13 protein-coding genes and 1 tRNA gene are annotated in these 15,203 nt (G+C 72.3%); 7 read left to right on the plus strand and 7 right to left on the minus strand.

Going from position 1 to position 15,203, the window contains the following annotated elements:
• Positions 1–5 precede the first annotated feature (5 nt).
• Positions 6–857 carry a helix-turn-helix domain-containing protein gene (locus IE252_RS05860; protein WP_190088201.1) on the minus strand — a complete coding sequence of 284 codons (852 nt, stop codon included), beginning with the start codon at positions 855–857 and terminating at the stop codon, positions 6–8.
• Positions 858–873: 16 nt separating this feature from the next.
• Complete coding sequence (locus tag IE252_RS05865) at positions 874–1,626, minus strand: DUF6879 family protein (RefSeq protein WP_190088202.1); 753 nt, start codon at positions 1,624–1,626, stop codon at positions 874–876.
• Positions 1,627–1,796: 170 nt separating this feature from the next.
• Here IE252_RS05865 and IE252_RS05870 point away from each other — a divergent pair, with 170 nt between their 5' ends.
• Positions 1,797–2,630 (plus strand): DUF6415 family natural product biosynthesis protein, encoded by an 834-nt coding sequence (locus IE252_RS05870; RefSeq protein WP_190088203.1) that lies wholly within the window; start codon positions 1,797–1,799, stop codon positions 2,628–2,630.
• 72 nt (positions 2,631–2,702) lie between these two features.
• Here IE252_RS05870 and IE252_RS05875 read toward each other — a convergent pair.
• The 3 genes from IE252_RS05875 to IE252_RS05885 form a co-directional block, all read right to left on the minus strand.
• Positions 2,703–2,775, minus strand: a tRNA-Arg gene (locus tag IE252_RS05875).
• A 177-nt stretch (positions 2,776–2,952) separates the two neighbouring features.
• The gene (locus IE252_RS05880; RefSeq protein ID WP_373298506.1) at positions 2,953–4,548 is read right to left on the minus strand and encodes an MFS transporter; all 1,596 of its coding nucleotides are present in this window, start codon (positions 4,546–4,548) and stop codon (positions 2,953–2,955) included.
• 150 nt (positions 4,549–4,698) lie between these two features.
• A complete protein-coding gene (locus IE252_RS05885) occupies positions 4,699–5,082 on the minus strand; it encodes a nuclear transport factor 2 family protein (protein WP_190088204.1) in 384 nt (127 codons plus the stop codon).
• 171 nt (positions 5,083–5,253) lie between these two features.
• On the opposite strand from IE252_RS05885, the gene IE252_RS05890 reads away from it, so the two are divergent.
• The 5 genes from IE252_RS05890 to IE252_RS05910 all read left to right on the plus strand — a co-directional run bounded on the left by IE252_RS05890 (position 5,254) and on the right by IE252_RS05910 (position 10,542).
• Entirely contained in the window at positions 5,254–6,147 is an 894-nt protein-coding gene (locus tag IE252_RS05890) for a LysR family transcriptional regulator (RefSeq protein WP_190088205.1), read from the plus strand.
• Between the two features lie 158 nt (positions 6,148–6,305).
• Complete coding sequence (locus tag IE252_RS05895) at positions 6,306–6,788, plus strand: PhzA/PhzB family protein (RefSeq protein WP_190088206.1); 483 nt, start codon at positions 6,306–6,308, stop codon at positions 6,786–6,788.
• On the plus strand, positions 6,788–7,621 hold the full coding sequence (locus IE252_RS05900) for a PhzF family phenazine biosynthesis protein (RefSeq protein WP_190088207.1): 834 nt from the start codon (positions 6,788–6,790) through the stop codon (positions 7,619–7,621). Before IE252_RS05895 ends, IE252_RS05900 begins: the two co-directional genes overlap by 1 nt.
• Before the next feature lie 12 nt (positions 7,622–7,633).
• Complete coding sequence (locus tag IE252_RS05905) at positions 7,634–9,007, plus strand: FAD-binding oxidoreductase (protein WP_190088208.1); 1,374 nt, start codon at positions 7,634–7,636, stop codon at positions 9,005–9,007.
• 35 nt (positions 9,008–9,042) lie between these two features.
• The gene (locus IE252_RS05910) at positions 9,043–10,542 is read left to right on the plus strand and encodes an FAD/NAD(P)-binding protein (protein WP_190088209.1); all 1,500 of its coding nucleotides are present in this window, start codon (positions 9,043–9,045) and stop codon (positions 10,540–10,542) included.
• Between the two features lie 192 nt (positions 10,543–10,734).
• Here the strand turns inward: IE252_RS05910 and IE252_RS05915 are convergent, their stop codons facing one another.
• The gene (locus tag IE252_RS05915) at positions 10,735–11,442 is read right to left on the minus strand and encodes a 50S ribosomal protein L11 methyltransferase (RefSeq protein ID WP_190088210.1); all 708 of its coding nucleotides are present in this window, start codon (positions 11,440–11,442) and stop codon (positions 10,735–10,737) included.
• Positions 11,443–11,579: 137 nt separating this feature from the next.
• Between IE252_RS05915 and IE252_RS05920 the strand changes: the two genes are divergently transcribed.
• Entirely contained in the window at positions 11,580–13,565 is a 1,986-nt protein-coding gene (locus tag IE252_RS05920; RefSeq protein ID WP_190088211.1) for a helix-turn-helix domain-containing protein, read from the plus strand.
• On the opposite strand, the gene IE252_RS05925 is transcribed toward IE252_RS05920, so the two are convergent.
• The gene (locus IE252_RS05925) at positions 13,544–14,686 is read right to left on the minus strand and encodes an IS701 family transposase (RefSeq protein WP_229848017.1); all 1,143 of its coding nucleotides are present in this window, start codon (positions 14,684–14,686) and stop codon (positions 13,544–13,546) included. The genes IE252_RS05920 and IE252_RS05925 overlap by 22 nt on opposite strands.
• Positions 14,687–15,203 lie beyond the last annotated feature (517 nt).

Here is a 15,203-nt window from a genome sequence, read left to right on the forward strand (position 1 = left end):
GCTGGTCAGGGTTCTTGGAGGGCGCTGCGGGCGCGGGCGATCAGGCGGTGGGCTTCGGGGCCGTATACGGCGGATTCGCGCAGGGTGTTCCAGACCCGGAGGTAGGTGGCGATGCTGTCGGTGTCGTCGATCCACAGCTCCGCGTGCCAGTCCTCGACGACCACCAGCCGTTCGTCGTAGATCCAGAAGCTGTTGCCCGGCTGGATCTTCAGCAGGGCGTCGAAGGGAACGATGCCGAGCTCCACGGTGTCCAGCCCGATCACGCCGGCCAGGTGGTGGAGCTGCGCCGCGAGTACGGAGGGCGGGCACACCAGGGAGCGGAGCACCCCTTCCCAGACCATGATCCGGTACTTCCGGCCCGGCTGGTACAGCCCTTCCTGCCGTTGGATACGGGCGCGTACGGCGTCTTCCGTGTCCCGGGGCGACCGCATGAGGTCGGAGTGCCGGACGAAGACGTGCCGGGCGTACTCGGGAATCTGCAGCATGCCGGGGATGAGGCAGTTCTCCCAGATGGTGAGGACCCGGGTCCGCTCGTGCTCGATCGTGACGGCGTCCTGGACGGGCTTGTGCCCGGTGACCAGCTGTCGCCGCCACGATCGGATGTGGGACTCGAACCCCGCGAGCCTGGACCGCAGTTCCTCGTACGTCTCGGGGCGGCCGGTCGCCTCCGCCCAGTGCCGCAGATCGTCAGGCGTGGCGGTCTGCTTGCCCAGTTCGAGCTTGGAGACCTTCGAGTTGGGCCAGTCGAGCTTGTGCGCCAGCGCCGTACCGGTGAGCCGACCGCCAGGGGCCGTGAGCCGCAGCTCCCGGAGCCGCACGCCGAGCGCCTCGCGTGCCTGCTGGTAGTCCGTGCTCACCGGTGCGCACCTGCTTCTACCGTTCCGCAGTCATGTTTGCCACGAACCGGTCGTAGGGAATGGCGTAGTGCTGCGCGACAACACGCAGCCGGTTGTACTGGTTGACGGCCGCGGGCTCCGTGATCAGCTCGGCGCCCGTGAGGACGTCGTCCTCGTCGAAGAGGCACAGGGCGACGATGTGCGAGTCGAAGATCCAGAAGTCCTCGTCCGGAAGGTTGACGCGCTTCGCGTCGTCGCGCCACATGTTCCGTACGTCCTCACCCAGCGCGGCGTTGTGCTCGGCGTGCGCGAGGAGGAACAGCTGCCCCTCGGTCGGCGGGTTGTCGACGATGCGGACGCGCCCGACGGCCGCGCCGTCCCGTGTCTTGGCCCCGATGGTGCGGGCCCACTGCGAGTCCATGTCCCAGGTCGGAGCCTCGCCCCGCACGAACTGGGCGTACTCGTCGCAGGCTTGGTCGACCGCGTAGGCGCGGCGCATCTCCAGGTGCCAGGCGCTGTGCTGGAAGTTCTCGAAGAGCCCGGCGAACGTGTCCGGGTCGAGGATGCGCGGTTCGGTGTCGCGCACCTTCGGGCCGAAGTCGATGAGTGTGTTGCGCGGGACGACGATCGGCATCTCGTCCTCGTCGAGGTGCTGGAGCTGGGCGATGGCGTCGGGGTCGGTGAGCCGGGGTCCGTGCACGATGACCTCGCCCGAGTCGAGGTCTTCGTGGATCGCGGGGCAGGAACCGCCGCCGCTGCCAGTGCCGTTGAAGCGCAGTCGTCGTGCCATGATCGTCTCCTTTGTCGGGAGTGATCTGCCCAGCATGGTCGGGCCCCCGGCCTCTGCGGTACCCGATGTGAGCACCTTTGCGAGAAAATCCCGGCTAAGCAAGGCCTGGCACGAGAAAATCCGAGAAATACTGCTCGTGCCCTCAACACGGGCTCCCTAGCGTCCAGTTCATGGCGACACAGAACGGGGCAGCGGTGAACGCGCCTCAGGGCACCCGGAGCGCAGTCTCCGACTGGCTGGCCTCCGCCCACCCCACCCCCGCGGCGGCCCACCGCGAATGGCACACCGCCGGGATCGCCCTGATCCCCACCGGCCGCGTCTTCGACGCGCTCCGCCTCCCGGCCGCGCTCGTCCACCGGGCTGTGGGCTCCGCACTGCCGGAGCTGGTGCGTGCCCGGCTCGGGGACGGCGCGGTGATCCACGACGCGTACGAGCCGGGCCGCTGGTACTACGCACTGGTGCGGCCCGGCGCCCGGCACGACGCGTACCGCCTGGACGAGGGAACGTGGCTCGGCATCCCCGAGGCGGGCCGTACGACCCGCCCCGGCGCGTACTGGATCCGCCCACCCCGCCACCCCGAGGACTTCTGCCCGGCGGACGCCATCACGGAGCTGATCCGGGCCGGCGGTGAAGGGCCCACTCAGCCACCCCCGTGCCCCGAGCTCGACACCATCGAGCAGGCCTGCCGCGCCCTCTTCGACGACAACGGGCGCGACCCCGGCCCACAGGACGCCGCAGCCGCGACCACGCAGGCCCGGGCCCACCTGACGACGCTCCTGCCCGTAACCCAGGAGGCAGCCACCCAACTCCCCCTCGACCACACCACACAGGCCCGCCTCGCCCGCGCCCTCACCGAGGCGTACCGCCAACTGGAGGCCGACAGCTCGTCGCTCAACCTGGCCCGGCAGTACGCCCACGCGAAGCGGCTGGCACGGTGCTGCCTGGATCAGGTGCGGGTGCTGCGTGAGCTCGATGCGGCGGCCGATGGGCCTCAGCACCTCTAAGGGTGCGCCGCCAAAGCGCAGAGGCCCCGCCGTCCGCAAGGACGACAGGGCCTCTGACCTGGTACTTCTCTGTGCCCCCGGCAGGATTCGAACCTGCGACACCCGCTTTAGGAGAGCGGTGCTCTATCCCCTGAGCTACGGAGGCGCGTCCGGGTAGCCCGTGGTGGGCAGCCCAGGACAGGGTAGCGGATGGCGCTGGGACGGCGGGGGCGGGCGGGCCGGTGCGGGGGTGGACCGGTCCGCCCGCCGTCTATGGGGCGGGGTGGGCGCCTCCGGGGAGGGACAGCGGGAGCACGCATGCCCCCGGCACACCCCCGCCGCGTCAGCCGTTCAGCGCCGGCTCCTCCTGGCGCCGGGTCGGAGCCGACGGCGTCGGAGTCGACGGGCGCGGGCGCCGCAGCAGCACCACGGCCACCACCGCCGCCACCAGCATCACGGCCGCCGAGATCGTCAGGCACAGGTGGAGGCCGTCCAGGAACGCCTGGCTGAAGGCGTGCAGCATGCGCGGGGTGTCCGCGCCGAGGTCGACCGCGTGGACCGCGCCGAAGCCGCCGCTGTCGACCGCGCCGGTCACCTGGTCCCGGGCCGAGGCACTGAGGCCCGCGTCCGACAGATGGCCCGGCAGCGCGTCGCTCACCTTCGTCGTGAGCAGCGCGCTCATCAGGGCCGGGCCCAGCGCCGCCCCGACCTGGCGGAACGCGTTGCTGCCCGCCGCCGCCATCCCCGCCAGCTGGTGCGGTACGGAGTTGATCGCCGTCGCCGTCATCGGCGCGAACACCGCGCCGAAGCCGATGCCGAGGATGATCAGGCGCCAGGCCAGCGCCGTGAACGACGTGTCCGCGTCGATCGTCGTCAGCGACAGCAGCGAACCCGTCGCCATCAGCAGACCCGTCGTGATCAGGATCCGCGCCGACACCTTGTGCATGATCTGGGCGAAGACCGGTCCCACCGCCATCGCGGGGAGCGTGAACATCAGCATCCGGTAGCCCGCGTCCAGCGTCCCCAGCTGCTGCACCTGGCCCAGGTACAGGCTGAGCACGAAGATGAAGCCGATCAGGCCGAGGAAGCTGATCATCGCGACCAGGGCCGTGGCGCTGAACGCGGCGGAGCGGAACAGCTTCAGGTCCAGCATCGGGCTGTCGCTGCGCAGCTCCGTGATGATGAAGCCCGCCAGGGACAGGGCAGACAGTGCCAGTGCCAGCAGTACGCGCGTCTCCGTGAACGAACCGCCGCCCCCCTCGATCACCGCGTACACCAGCGCCGTGATCGCGATCGCCGCCGTGATCTGGCCCGGCCAGTCCAGCCTGCGGGCACCGGCCGCGCGCGAGTCCGCCACGTACCGGGACGCCGCCGCCATCGTCAGCAGCGACGCGGGGATCGGCGCCAGGAAGATCCAGCGCCAGGCGGCGTTCTCCAGGATCACGCCGGAGATCATCGGGCCGACGGCCAGCGCGCCCATCAGGGACGCCGTCCACAGGCTCACGTACTTGGAGCGCTCGCGCGGATCCGGCACCGCGTGGCTGATCAGGCCGAGCGTCGCGGGGAGCAGGGCGGCGGCCCCGATCCCGGCGAACGCCTGGCCCGTCCACAGGACTTCGACGCTGTCCAGGCCGTCCGCGCTCAGCGCTATCGCCGCGCCTATCGCGCAGAAGGCCAGTCCGGCCTGGAAGACCTTGCGGCGGCCGTGGACGTCACCGACGACCCCGGCCGTGAGGATCAGCGCCGCCATCGGCAGGACGAAGGCATCGGTGACCCAGGACAGGTCGGCGGTCGACGCGCCCAGGCTGCGCTGGATCGTCGGCAGGCTCACCGAGACCGTGGTGACCGGCAGATAGGCGACGAACACGCCCACGCAGGCCATGGCGATGGTGGCGGCGCGGCTGTCGCGCCCGCCCCGCACCGCGGTCGTGGCATTCACTGAGTACTCCTTTACGTCCCCGGAGCCGAAGGAGGCGTACCGGAGGAACCGTCCTCGCGGGGCGGTGGGGTGGGGTGAGGTGGGGTGGGGAAGTTGGTCTGATGGTCGGTCAGAAATGTGCGGACGGACCGCGCCTCGGCGGGCGGTGGCTCACAACCTCGTGCTGACCTCGGTCAGATGGCAGCGCCCGATCTTCGCGCCCACCACCGTGAAGTGCATCGCGATCGGGTTGAGGCTCGTGTCGCAGCGGGCGAAGCCCGTGACGACCGCGTCCTGGCCCAGGACCAGGAAGTCCCGGTCGGGTACGAGGACCTTGCCGAGCGTCGAGAAGAAGAGGGAGATGTCCGAACGGGTCGAGCCGGGGCCGAGCGCGCCCGCGTTCGGGGCGCCCGGGGCGAAGAAGTCGACCCGGTCCGCGAAGAGGTCGAGCAGGCCCGTGTGGTCCCCGGCGCGCTGCCGGGCGAAGAACGCCGTGACCACCGCACGGGTGGTCGGGGACGTGAACGCGCGCGGCTGGGTGGGGCGTTGGGCCATCGGACGGTCCTCTCGACGCGTAGCCGCTCGGTCGGCGTTCCCGGCTCTGGTGGATCCGGTTCGGGTGGGGGCCCGTTCCGGAGGGTGCCCGTTCTCGGGTGGGTCCACTCTGCGCCCGTCCGTATGTAGAAGTCCAACATCTACATTTTCTGCGAACTATAATCAGCGGTTATGGAGCTGCGTCAGCTGGAGTATTTCGTCACCGTCGCCGAGCTGGCGAGCTTCACCAAGGCGGCCGAGGCGCTGCACGTCGCCCAGCCGGGCGTCAGCGCCCAAGTGCGCAAGCTGGAGCGGGAGCTGGGCCACGACCTCCTCGACCGCTCCAGCCGTACGGTCCGGCTCACCCCGGTCGGCGCCACCGTCCTGCCGCAGGCGCAGGCCGCGCTCGCCGCGGTCGCCGCCGTGCGCCGGACGGTCGACGAACTCAGCGGTCTGGTCCGGGGCCGGGTCACCATCGGCACCGTCATCTCCATGGGCAAGGCCATCGACCTGCCCGGGCTCCTCGCCTCCTTCCACGAGGCGCACTCGGGGGTGGAGATAGGGCTGACCGAGGACAGCTCCGAGCACCTCCTGGAGGCGCTGCACGCGGGCCGCATCGATCTCGCGGTGATCGGCCGCACCGGCACCCGCCCGCCCGGCATCACGCTCTACGACATCGTCAACGAGCCGCTGGTCGCCGCCGTCGGCCACCAGGACCCGCTGGCCGGCCGCGAGCGCGTCGGCCTCGCCGAGCTCGCCGACCGCGCCCTGATCTGCCTCACCCAGGGGACCGGGCTGCGCAGCGTCGTGGAGGCGGCGTGCGCGGGGGCGGGGTTCCGGCCGCACATCGCGTTCGAGGCCGCCGACCCGCACGTACTGGCCCAACTCGCCGGACGGGGGCTCGGGGTCGCCCTCATTCCGGCCTCGCTGGCCCGCGCCAACGAGGCGGAGGTCCGGCTCGTGGAGATCGACCGGCCGCGCATCCACGGCAGCCTCGCCCTCGCCTGGCGCACCGACGGCCCGACCAGCCCCGCCGGGGCCGCGCTCGTCGCCCACGCCCGCGCCCGGCTGCCCCGGGCGGACTGAGCCCGGGTCGCGGACTCCGTCAGGTCCGCGTGCTCTCTCGGCGGTACTTGCCAAAGTCCCCGGTACTCGGTTGCCAGTGCGCCGGGCCCCGGAACAGGGTCGCAGCAGGACGGGACCCGGCACGTACAACGGCAGACGCAGCACTTGGAGGACGAGCGATGTCCGAGACCACCCAGGCGTTCCAGGACGACGCGGAGCTCCGCAGGAACAACCGCGCCATCGTCGAGGAGTACATGAACTCCCGCGGCGAGGACCGGCTGAAGCGGCATCTGCTCTTCACCGAGGACGGCGTCGGCGGCCTGTGGACCACCGACACCGGCGAGCCCATCGCCATCCGGGGCCGCGACACCCTCGGCGAGCACGCGGTGTGGTCGCTGAAGTGCTTCCCCGACTGGGTGTGGACCAACGTCGAGATCTTCGAGACGCAGGACCCGAACCGGTTCTGGGTGGAGTGCGACGGCGAGGGCAAGATCCTCTTCCCGGGCTACCCCGAGGGCTACTACCGCAACCACTTCATCCACTCCTTCGAGTTCGAGAACGGGAAGATCAAGCTGGAGCGGGAGTTCATGAACCCCAACCAGCAGCTGCGCGCCCTGGGCATCCCGGTCCCGTCGGTGAAGCGAGAGGGAATCCCCACCTGATGCACGAGTACACGGTGGTGGACGCCTTCTCGCGTACCCCGCTCGAAGGCAATCCGGTGGCCGTGTTCTTCGACGCGGGGGACCTGCCGGCCGAGGCGATGCAGCGGATCGCCAAGGAGATGAACCTGTCCGAGTGCACCTTCGTGCTCCCGGCCGAGCAGGGCGGCGACGCGCGCATCCGGATCTTCACGCCGGTCAACGAGCTGCCGTTCGCCGGGCATCCGATCCTGGGCACGGCGGTCGCCATCGGGCGTCCGCGCAAGGCCGACCGGCTGCTCCTGGAGACCGCCATGGGCGCGGTCCCCTTCGAGCTGGTCCACGACGACGACGCCACGTCCGTACGGATGCTCCAGCCGACTCCCGTCTGGGAGCCGTACGAGCACGCCGAGGAGCTGCTCGCCGCGCTCGGGCTCGACGCGTCGATCACGCCCGTCGAGGCCTACCGCAACGGGCCCCGGCACGTGCTCGTAGGCCTGGAGAGCGTCGAGGCGCTGTCCTCCCTCACGCCGGACCACAACGCGCTGCGCGCCTTCCCCGACATGTCGGCGTACTGCTTCGCGGGCTCCGGCACGCACTGGCGCTCGCGGATGTTCTCCCCGGCGTACGGCGTCGTCGAGGACGCGGCGACCGGCTCGGCGGCCGGGCCGATGGCCATCCACCTGGCCCGCCACGGCCTCGCCGCCTACGGCCAGGACCTGGAGATCCTCCAGGGCGTCGAGATGGGCCGCCCGTCCCCGATGTACGCCAACGCCGAGGGCGAGGGCGACCGGGTCGGCGCGGTGCACGTCGGGGGCCACGGCGCGGTCGTCGCCCGCGGCACGATCTATGTGTAGAGAGGCTGTCCAGTGAGCACGGCGGAGATCGCGAGCGAAGGCCCGGTCCTCGGGCGGGAGTCGGCGGGTTACGACGAGGAAGTCGCCGCGTACCAGCTGGGGTTCGGCCAACGGCCGGACGTCGTGGTCGGCGCGACGGGGCCGGACGACGTCCGCGCCGCCGTCAGGCTGGCCGCCGGGCGCGGGCTGCCCCTCGCGGTGCAGTCCACCGGCCACGGCCTGCCCGGCGACCGCGCCGGAGGCGTCCTGGTGACCACCGCGCGGATGCGCGGGGTGGAGGTCGACCCGGTCACCGCAATCGCCCGGATCCAGGCGGGCACCCCCTGGGGCGACGTGATCCGGGAGGCCGCGCTCCACGGGCTCGCGCCGCTGTCCGGCAGCACGCTCGGCGTCGGCGCGGTCGGCTACACCGTCGAGGGCGGCATCGGCCTGCTGGCCCGCACCTACGGCTTCGCCGCCGACCGCATCACCGCGGCCGAGCTGGTCACCGCCGACGGCGAGCTGCGGCACGTCACCGCCGCGAGCGACCCGGACCTGTTCTGGGCGCTGCGCGGCGCCGGGGGCAACTTCGGCGTGGTCACCTCGCTCGACGTGGAGCTGGTCCGCCAGCCCCGGATCTACGGCGGCGGACTGTACTTCGCCGAGCAGTACGTGCCCGACGCGCTGCGCACCTGGCTGGAGTGGACGGCGGACCAGGGCGAGGAGATGACCTCCTCGATCGGTCTGGTGCCCTTCCCGGACAAGCCGGTGGTGCCGGTGCCCGTACGCGGCCAGTACACCGCGCACATCCGCATCGCCCACACCGGCAGCACCGCCGAGGGCGAGGCGGCGGTCGCCCCGCTGCGCGCGCTCGGCCCGTATGTGCTCGACACGCTCACCGACATGCCGTACACCGAATCGGACGCCATCTACCGCGACCCGCCGACCCCGATGGCGTACTACGGCACCAACGTCCTGCTCGACGACCTGGACGTGACGACGGCCGCCCGGATCGTCGAGCTGACCGGACCCGGCTCAGGCCTGAACTGCGTCGTCCAGATCAGCCACCTGGGCGGGGCCATGGCCCGCCGCCCGGCCGTGCCCTCGTCGGTCGGCCACCGCGACGCCCGCTTCCTGGTGCGGGTGCTCAGCCGTATCGCCCCCGGCGCGGGCGACGCCGTGGCCGCCGCCGAGCGGGCCGGGCACGAGCGGGTCTACGCCCTCTTCGGGGACCGGATCAGCGGCATCGCGCCGAACTTCCTGCTCGGCGGGCCCGTGACGGCCGAGCAGCTGAGGGCCTGCTACGACGAGGCGGACTACGAGCGACTCGCCGCGCTGAAGGCCGTGTACGACCCCGGGAACCTGTTCCGGAGCTACCACAACATCCCCCCGGCCGACGCGCGCTGAGTGCCCGTCACCCCGCCTCAGGAAAGGAACACCTCATGCCCAGCATCGGCGTGATCGGATGCGGAACCGTCGGGGCGACGCTGGTGGCCGCGCTCGCCGCCCGGGCCGAGGAGTTCGACGGGCCGGGCGAGCTGGTCCTCGTCGACCGGCCCGAGGGCCGCTGGCGCGGGCGCGCCTACCAGCGCGACACCGAGGCGGTCCTCGCCAACGGGCCGATGATCGGCATGTCCCTGTACCTCAACGACGTGGAGCACGGGGTGCGCTGGGCCGAGGCCAAGGGCCTGGCCGTGCACCCGGACGAGCGCGGGGTGCACCGCTTCCTGTCCCGCCCGGTCTACGGCGACTACCTGGAGGACGGGGTCGAGGAGGCCCTGGACAAGCTGCGCGCGGCCGGGTGGCGCGTGCGCTCGGTCGAGGAGACGGCCACCGGCGTCGAGCGCGACGGGGACGGCGTCCTCATCCGTCACGCGAGCGGCAGTGTCCGGGTGGACCGCGCGGTGCTGTGCGTCGGCGGCCGCGCCGACTCCGACACGTACGGGCTGCGCGGCACCCCTGGCTACATCGACGACCCGTACCCCCTGCGGGACGCCCTCGCGGAGGTTCCCGAGGACGCCGAGATCGCGGTCATCGGCTCCGGCATGATCGCCACCGATGTGCTGATGGCCCTGCGCGCCTTCGGCCACCGGGGGCGGGTCACCCTCGCCTCCCGGTCCGGGCTGCTGCCGTCGGTGCGCCGCAAGGCCGCGCCGGTGCGGCCGAGCGTGCTGACCGCCGAGCGGCTCGCGGAGCTGCCCAAGCCGCTGTGGCTCGCGGACATCGCGGCGCTCGCGCGAGAGGAGGTCGAGGCGGCGGGCGGCGACTTCGCCGCGATCACCGCCGACCTCCTGGACCCGGCCCCGGCCGAGGAGCGGCTGCGCCGCCAGCTCGACGACTCCCTCTCCGACGACATCGGCACCCAGCTGCTCCAGCGCGCGGTCGTCGACATCGGCCAGGACCTGTGGCTGGCGCTGCACGAGAGCGACAAGGAGCAGGTGCTGCGCACCCTGCACTCCCGGCTGTGGAGCTTCGCCTCGCCCATCCCGCGCTCCACGGCGGTCAAGCTGGTCGAGCTGTGCGACGAGAAGCGGCTGCGGGTGCGCGCGGGGATCGAGACGGTCGAGCGGGACGGCGACGGCTTCCTCGTGCGGTACGAGGACGGCGAGGCGGACCGCGCCGATCTGGTGATCAACGCGGTCACCTCGGTCTACCGGCCCGAGCCCCCGTCGGCGGGCGGCCTCCTCGGGCTCGCCCGCACCTCCGGCGTCCTCACCGACCACCCGCACGGCGGCATCCGGGTCGACGAGGAGACCGGCCGCGCCCTCACCGCCTCCGACCAGGCCGACGACCACGTCTTCGTGCTCGGCGAACTGACCCGCGGCGCCTACTACTTCGTCAGCGCCGTCGCCTCCTTCACCCGCCGCGCCGACGAGATCGCGGCGAGCCTCGCCGCGCTCCCCGAGCCGGCGGTACGGGACGCGGCCCTGTCGACGCCGTAACCCGGGTAAATCTCGTGCCCGAGACGGGTTTCCCCGTATGCGGAATTCGGTCGCACGGCACGGGGTACCCGGGCCCGGGGGAAAGCGCGGAATCGCGGAATTACGGAATCCGTGCCGCGGGGAAGTCCGGGCCGCCCTATGGGGATCGGCGCCGATCGCGTCCCGCGTATCCGGAACTCCCCTCGGTTTTTCTCACTGCGCGGTAATCGCGTACAGAATGTGCTCGACCGTGTCCTCGCCCTCGTCGATCCGGCGGCTGTCAAGGACCCGCAGATCTCGGCCGTACTCCGCCGCGATCCGGTGCAGCGCGTCGATGTCGCCCCGGTCGCTGAAGTGCAGCAGCACCCTTCCCCCGGGGGCCGTGAAGGCGGGGGCCGCGGCGAGATAACGACGGTGGGCGCGGTAGCCCGGATCCACGTAGGCCTGTTCGTGGACGGTCTCGTGGCGGTACGTGGGCGGGGCGAGCACGAAGTTGGAGTGCCAGTAGACCGTGTCGTAGCGCTCGTCGGGGCCCAGCGCGTCGAACAGGTCGCTGTGCACGGCGGTGAGGCGGTCCGCGACGCCGTGCCGCAGCGCGTTCAACTCCGTGTTGCGGACGGCCTGTTCGTTGATGTCCAGGGCCGTGACCAGGTGGGCGCCCGCCAGCGCGGCGCCGACGGCGATCACCCCGGTCCCGCAGCCCACCTCCAACAAGGACCCGTGCCAGGGATGGCGGCGCGGACCGGCCAGTCCGAGCAGCTCCATGGCCACCCCGGTCGACGCCGAGAACGGCGGTGCGAACACGCCGTCCAGCAGATCCCACTCGTGTCCGGCCAGTGCGAAAGTGCGCGGCCGATCGGTCCTCAGCAGCGCCGCGCGGCTCCGCTCCAGCGATCGCAGATAGTTCTTGATTTCGGTCATCCCGACCCCAATTCGCTCCGCGTCGGGCCCCGCGCGGGGCGGCGCCCTCCGCTGGTCAGCAACTTGACCCACCCTACGGAGGAACGTAAGTTCGATGAGGGCTTGCGCCCCGGTTCGAGCCTATGGGGGGCGGCGACATGGTGGATGGCAAGGCGTTGGCGGACGCCCCGGCACTGGCCGTTCTGGAACTGCTCGCACTGGATTCACCCCCCGGGCACTTTCAGGAGTTGCTCGACCGCGCACGCCGCGAAAAACTCCCCCGGATTCCGCTGGAGGAACTGGAAAGGGCGACCCGACTCGCCCTGAAAATCCAGGCCTCGAGCCATCAGCGCCGGCAGCGGGAGTCCGTCATGGCCGATCTGGTCAACACCGTCCACGACATGACGATCCCCTACGACCCCGACACCCTGCTCAAGGTCATCACGAGCCGCGCTCGAAGACTGCTCGGGTTCGACATGGCCTACATCAGCCTGCGCAGGCCCGGCGGCGGCTCGTACGTACACAGCTCGGACGGCGACACCACCTCGCTCAACGTGGGGCTCGTGGTCGAGGAGAGCCGGGGCCTGGGCGAGATGGCGCACGAGTCGGGCGCGCCCTACTGGACCGCGGACTACCTCAACGACGACCGCATCCCGCACGGCGAGGAGCTCGACGCGGTCGTCCGGGCCGAGGGGCTGCACGCCATCATGGTGGTCCCGATCCGCCAGAGCGGCGTGCCCATCGGGTCGTTGTACGGGGCGGACCGGGTCGTGCGGCACTTCACGCCCGACGAGATCAGCTTCATGCGCTACCTCGCGGACTTCGCCGCGGTCGCCCTGGAGAAGGCCCGTCTGCTCGACCGCTCCCGGAAGGAGATCGTCGCGCTCCAGGCGGCGGGGGTGCGCGCGCGGGCCACCATCGACCGGACGCGGCGGCTGTCCGGGGCCCTGGCCGCGCTGGTCCAACTGGTGCTCGGCGGCGGCGATCTGCACGAGCTAGCCAAGGCCGCCGCCGGCACGCTGGACGCCGGGCTCGTGGTGAGCGACGGCTGCGGGCGCCCCCTCGCGAGCGCGGGCGAGCCACCCGGTCTCGACGAGGCGCGTACGCGCGACGCCGCCCTGGAGGCGCACGCGGCGGGCGGCCCGGTGGAGATCGCGGAGAACGTCTGGGCGGCCCCGGTCGGCGCGGGCGAGGAGCGCGACCTGGTGCTGCTGCGGGCCGACCGGGCGCTCACCGAGGACGAGCTGGCCTTCTTCGGGTCCGTGGGGCAGACGGTGGCGCTGCTGCTCGTGGTGCAGCGCAGCACGGCCGTGGCCGAGGGGCCGCTGCGCGACGAGTTCTTCGACGGACTGCTCACCGCCGTCACCCAGTCGCCCGGCCAACTTGCCCGCCAGGCCCACCAGTTGGGCATCGACGCGGACGCGCCGCACGTCGTGGTGGTGGCCCGGCCGCAGGGCGGGGAGCACGGCAAGGCGGTGGTGTGGTCCTCGTCGTACGCCTACCGCAGCTCCGGGCTGATGAAGGTGCACGAGGGCGACATCGTGCTGCTGCTGCCCGGCACCGACGCCTCGGCCGTCGCCCGCGCGGTCTCCGGCGAGCTGTCGCCGCTGCTCGCCGAGCCCGTCACGGTGGCCTCGGCGGGCCCCGCCGCCTCGCTCGCCTCGGTGGCCCAGGTCTACCAGGAGGCGCTGCGCTGCTTCGACGCGCTGCTGGCGCTCGACGGCGAGGGCAGCGCCGCCTCCATGGACGACCTGGGCTTCCTCGGGCTGCTGCTCTCCGACGACCACGACGTCGACGGGTTCGTCGCCTCGGTCATCGGGCCGGTCCTCGACCACGACACCGAGCGCGCGACGCACCTGGTGGCGACGATGGAGGCGTACTTCGCCGCGGGCAGCAGCCCGACCCGCGCGGCGGGCGGCCTGCACGTCCACGCCAACACGGTGACCCGCCGCCTCGACCGCATCACGGAGCTGCTCGGCCCCGGCTGGCAGCAGCCCGAGCGCGCCACCGAGGCGCAGCTGGCGCTACGGCTGCTGCGCGCCCGGGACGTGCTGCGCCGCCGCCGGGAGGCGGTGCTCGGGCAGCGCGGGGCCGCCGTCGGCCCGCACGACACCCCGGGGAATCAGGACACCTTGGGGAAGTAGCCCTCCACCGGCCTGCGGCTCGCCGTCAGGACCTCCAGGGCGTGCGCCGCCGAGGCCAGCGTCATGTGGCAGTGCCAGCCGCGCAGCGACCGCCCCTCGAAGTCCCGCAGCCCCGACCGGTCCCCGTGGTCCGCGAAGTCCCGGCCGACCCGGTCGGCCAGCCGGGTCAGGCTCAGCAGGGTGGACGTGGGCACGCCGCCCATGTTGGTGAGCCACAGCTGGGTGGGCGCCCGGTGCGCCTCCTCCCACTCCCCGACCAGCGCGAGCCCGCCCTCGCGGGCGTCCCGGAACACCGGCGTCCCGCCCGGCAGCCCCACCCGCACCTTGACGGCCGGAGTGTGCCGTACGCCCGAGGGCGCGCCCGGGTCGAACCTGCCGACCCGCTGGCGGCGCCCCTTGACCGAGTCGAGGATCCGCTGCACCGGCAGCGGACCCGTGCCGAACCGGGCCAGGGCGGGCTCCTCCACGGTGAACAGGGAGGCGGCCCCGACGCGCGCGAGCACCGGCACCCCGGCCGCGCCGAACCGCCGCACCAGCGCCTCCGGGTCGCGCACCGGAAGATCCAGCACCACGGGCAGCAGCGGGGCGCCGTGCAGGCCCGCGAACTCCAGCGCCGCGGTGGTGGCGCACTCCTCGGGCGACTCGACGGGGTGCCGGGAGGACCTTCCGCCGGACGCGCCGGTGGCCCTATCCTTCTCCTCGCCCGGGCCCGCGGGCAGGACCAGGCGCCAGTTCACCGGCGCCGCCGCCTCCTCGGAGGCGGACCACACGCCGAAGGCCTGCTGGCCGTGGAACATCTGGTTGCGGTAGAGGTCGAAGCTGCGGCCCACGCCCACCGAGTGGCTGCCGGACTTGGGGATCGACATCTGCCGCACCACCCAGGCCTGCGGCTGGATCACCTGGCCCAGCCAGCAGGCCAGCGCCTCGCGCACCGGGCGCCACTCCCAGGTGGAGTTGCAGATGAAGTGGTGCAGGGTCTGCTCAAGGGTGGGATCGCCCAGGCAGGCCGCCACGTTCCTGATGGACCGGCGCCCCTTCGCCGTCAGCAGCCCGCGCAGATACTGCTCGCCCTTGTGCCGCTGGTCGCGCCTGGGTAAGGAGGCGAACAGCACGTTGCTCATGTCCCTGAGCATGAACTCGCGCTCGTACATGACCGCCGGTGAAGTCCGCTGCGACGGCACAGCGCGACGATTCCAGACAGACCTCATACTGCCGGCGGGAACGCTCACCAGAAACCCCCATCTAGTGGTGTTTGGGCGGCTGATCGAAGCCACCCCTTCGAGAATGGCCGGGACTCGACGGACGGGCGAGGTGCACGGGGCACCCCATCGCGCCGCCGCGTGGGTGGCTCGCCACTGCCGACCCGCCGGCGCACCCGTTCCCGGCGCGGCGCCACGCGGTACGGTGCGCCCCGGTGGTGACTGCGCCACCGCGCGGCGCGCGCGCAACTCGCCCGGGCCCGCCCCGGCCGGATCCCGTCGGGGCGCCGCGACGCACACTCCGTCAAGTCGGGCCGAGGTTCCGCCCGCACTTCCGGGAGTCCCACAAACCCGCTTCGGTTTTGCTCGCGCGGTCGGCGAGGCTCGGCGTCCGGCCGCTTGCTGATCCGCCCTCGGGTGAGCGGTGCCACGCCACCCT

The sequence above is a fragment of the Streptomyces melanogenes genome (assembly GCF_014649795.1).
Lineage (GTDB): Bacteria > Actinomycetota > Actinomycetes > Streptomycetales > Streptomycetaceae > Streptomyces > Streptomyces noboritoensis.

What these genes read in the sequence shown, in the direction of transcription:
- IE252_RS05865 (WP_190088202.1), bottom strand. Translation starts at nt 1,626, where the DNA reads ATGGCACGACGACTGCGCTTCAACGGCACTGGCAGCGGCGGCGGTTCC.
- IE252_RS05870 (WP_190088203.1), top strand. Translation starts at nt 1,797, where the DNA reads ATGGCGACACAGAACGGGGCAGCGGTGAACGCGCCTCAGGGCACCCGG.
- IE252_RS05885 (WP_190088204.1), bottom strand. Translation starts at nt 5,082, where the DNA reads ATGGCCCAACGCCCCACCCAGCCGCGCGCGTTCACGTCCCCGACCACC.
- IE252_RS05890 (WP_190088205.1), top strand. Translation starts at nt 5,254, where the DNA reads ATGGAGCTGCGTCAGCTGGAGTATTTCGTCACCGTCGCCGAGCTGGCG.
- IE252_RS05895 (WP_190088206.1), top strand. Translation starts at nt 6,306, where the DNA reads ATGTCCGAGACCACCCAGGCGTTCCAGGACGACGCGGAGCTCCGCAGG.
- IE252_RS05900 (WP_190088207.1), top strand. Translation starts at nt 6,788, where the DNA reads ATGCACGAGTACACGGTGGTGGACGCCTTCTCGCGTACCCCGCTCGAA.
- IE252_RS05910 (WP_190088209.1), top strand. Translation starts at nt 9,043, where the DNA reads ATGCCCAGCATCGGCGTGATCGGATGCGGAACCGTCGGGGCGACGCTG.
- IE252_RS05915 (WP_190088210.1), bottom strand. Translation starts at nt 11,442, where the DNA reads ATGACCGAAATCAAGAACTATCTGCGATCGCTGGAGCGGAGCCGCGCG.
- IE252_RS05920 (WP_190088211.1), top strand. Translation starts at nt 11,580, where the DNA reads ATGGTGGATGGCAAGGCGTTGGCGGACGCCCCGGCACTGGCCGTTCTG.
- IE252_RS05925 (WP_229848017.1), bottom strand. Translation starts at nt 14,686, where the DNA reads ATGAGCAACGTGCTGTTCGCCTCCTTACCCAGGCGCGACCAGCGGCAC.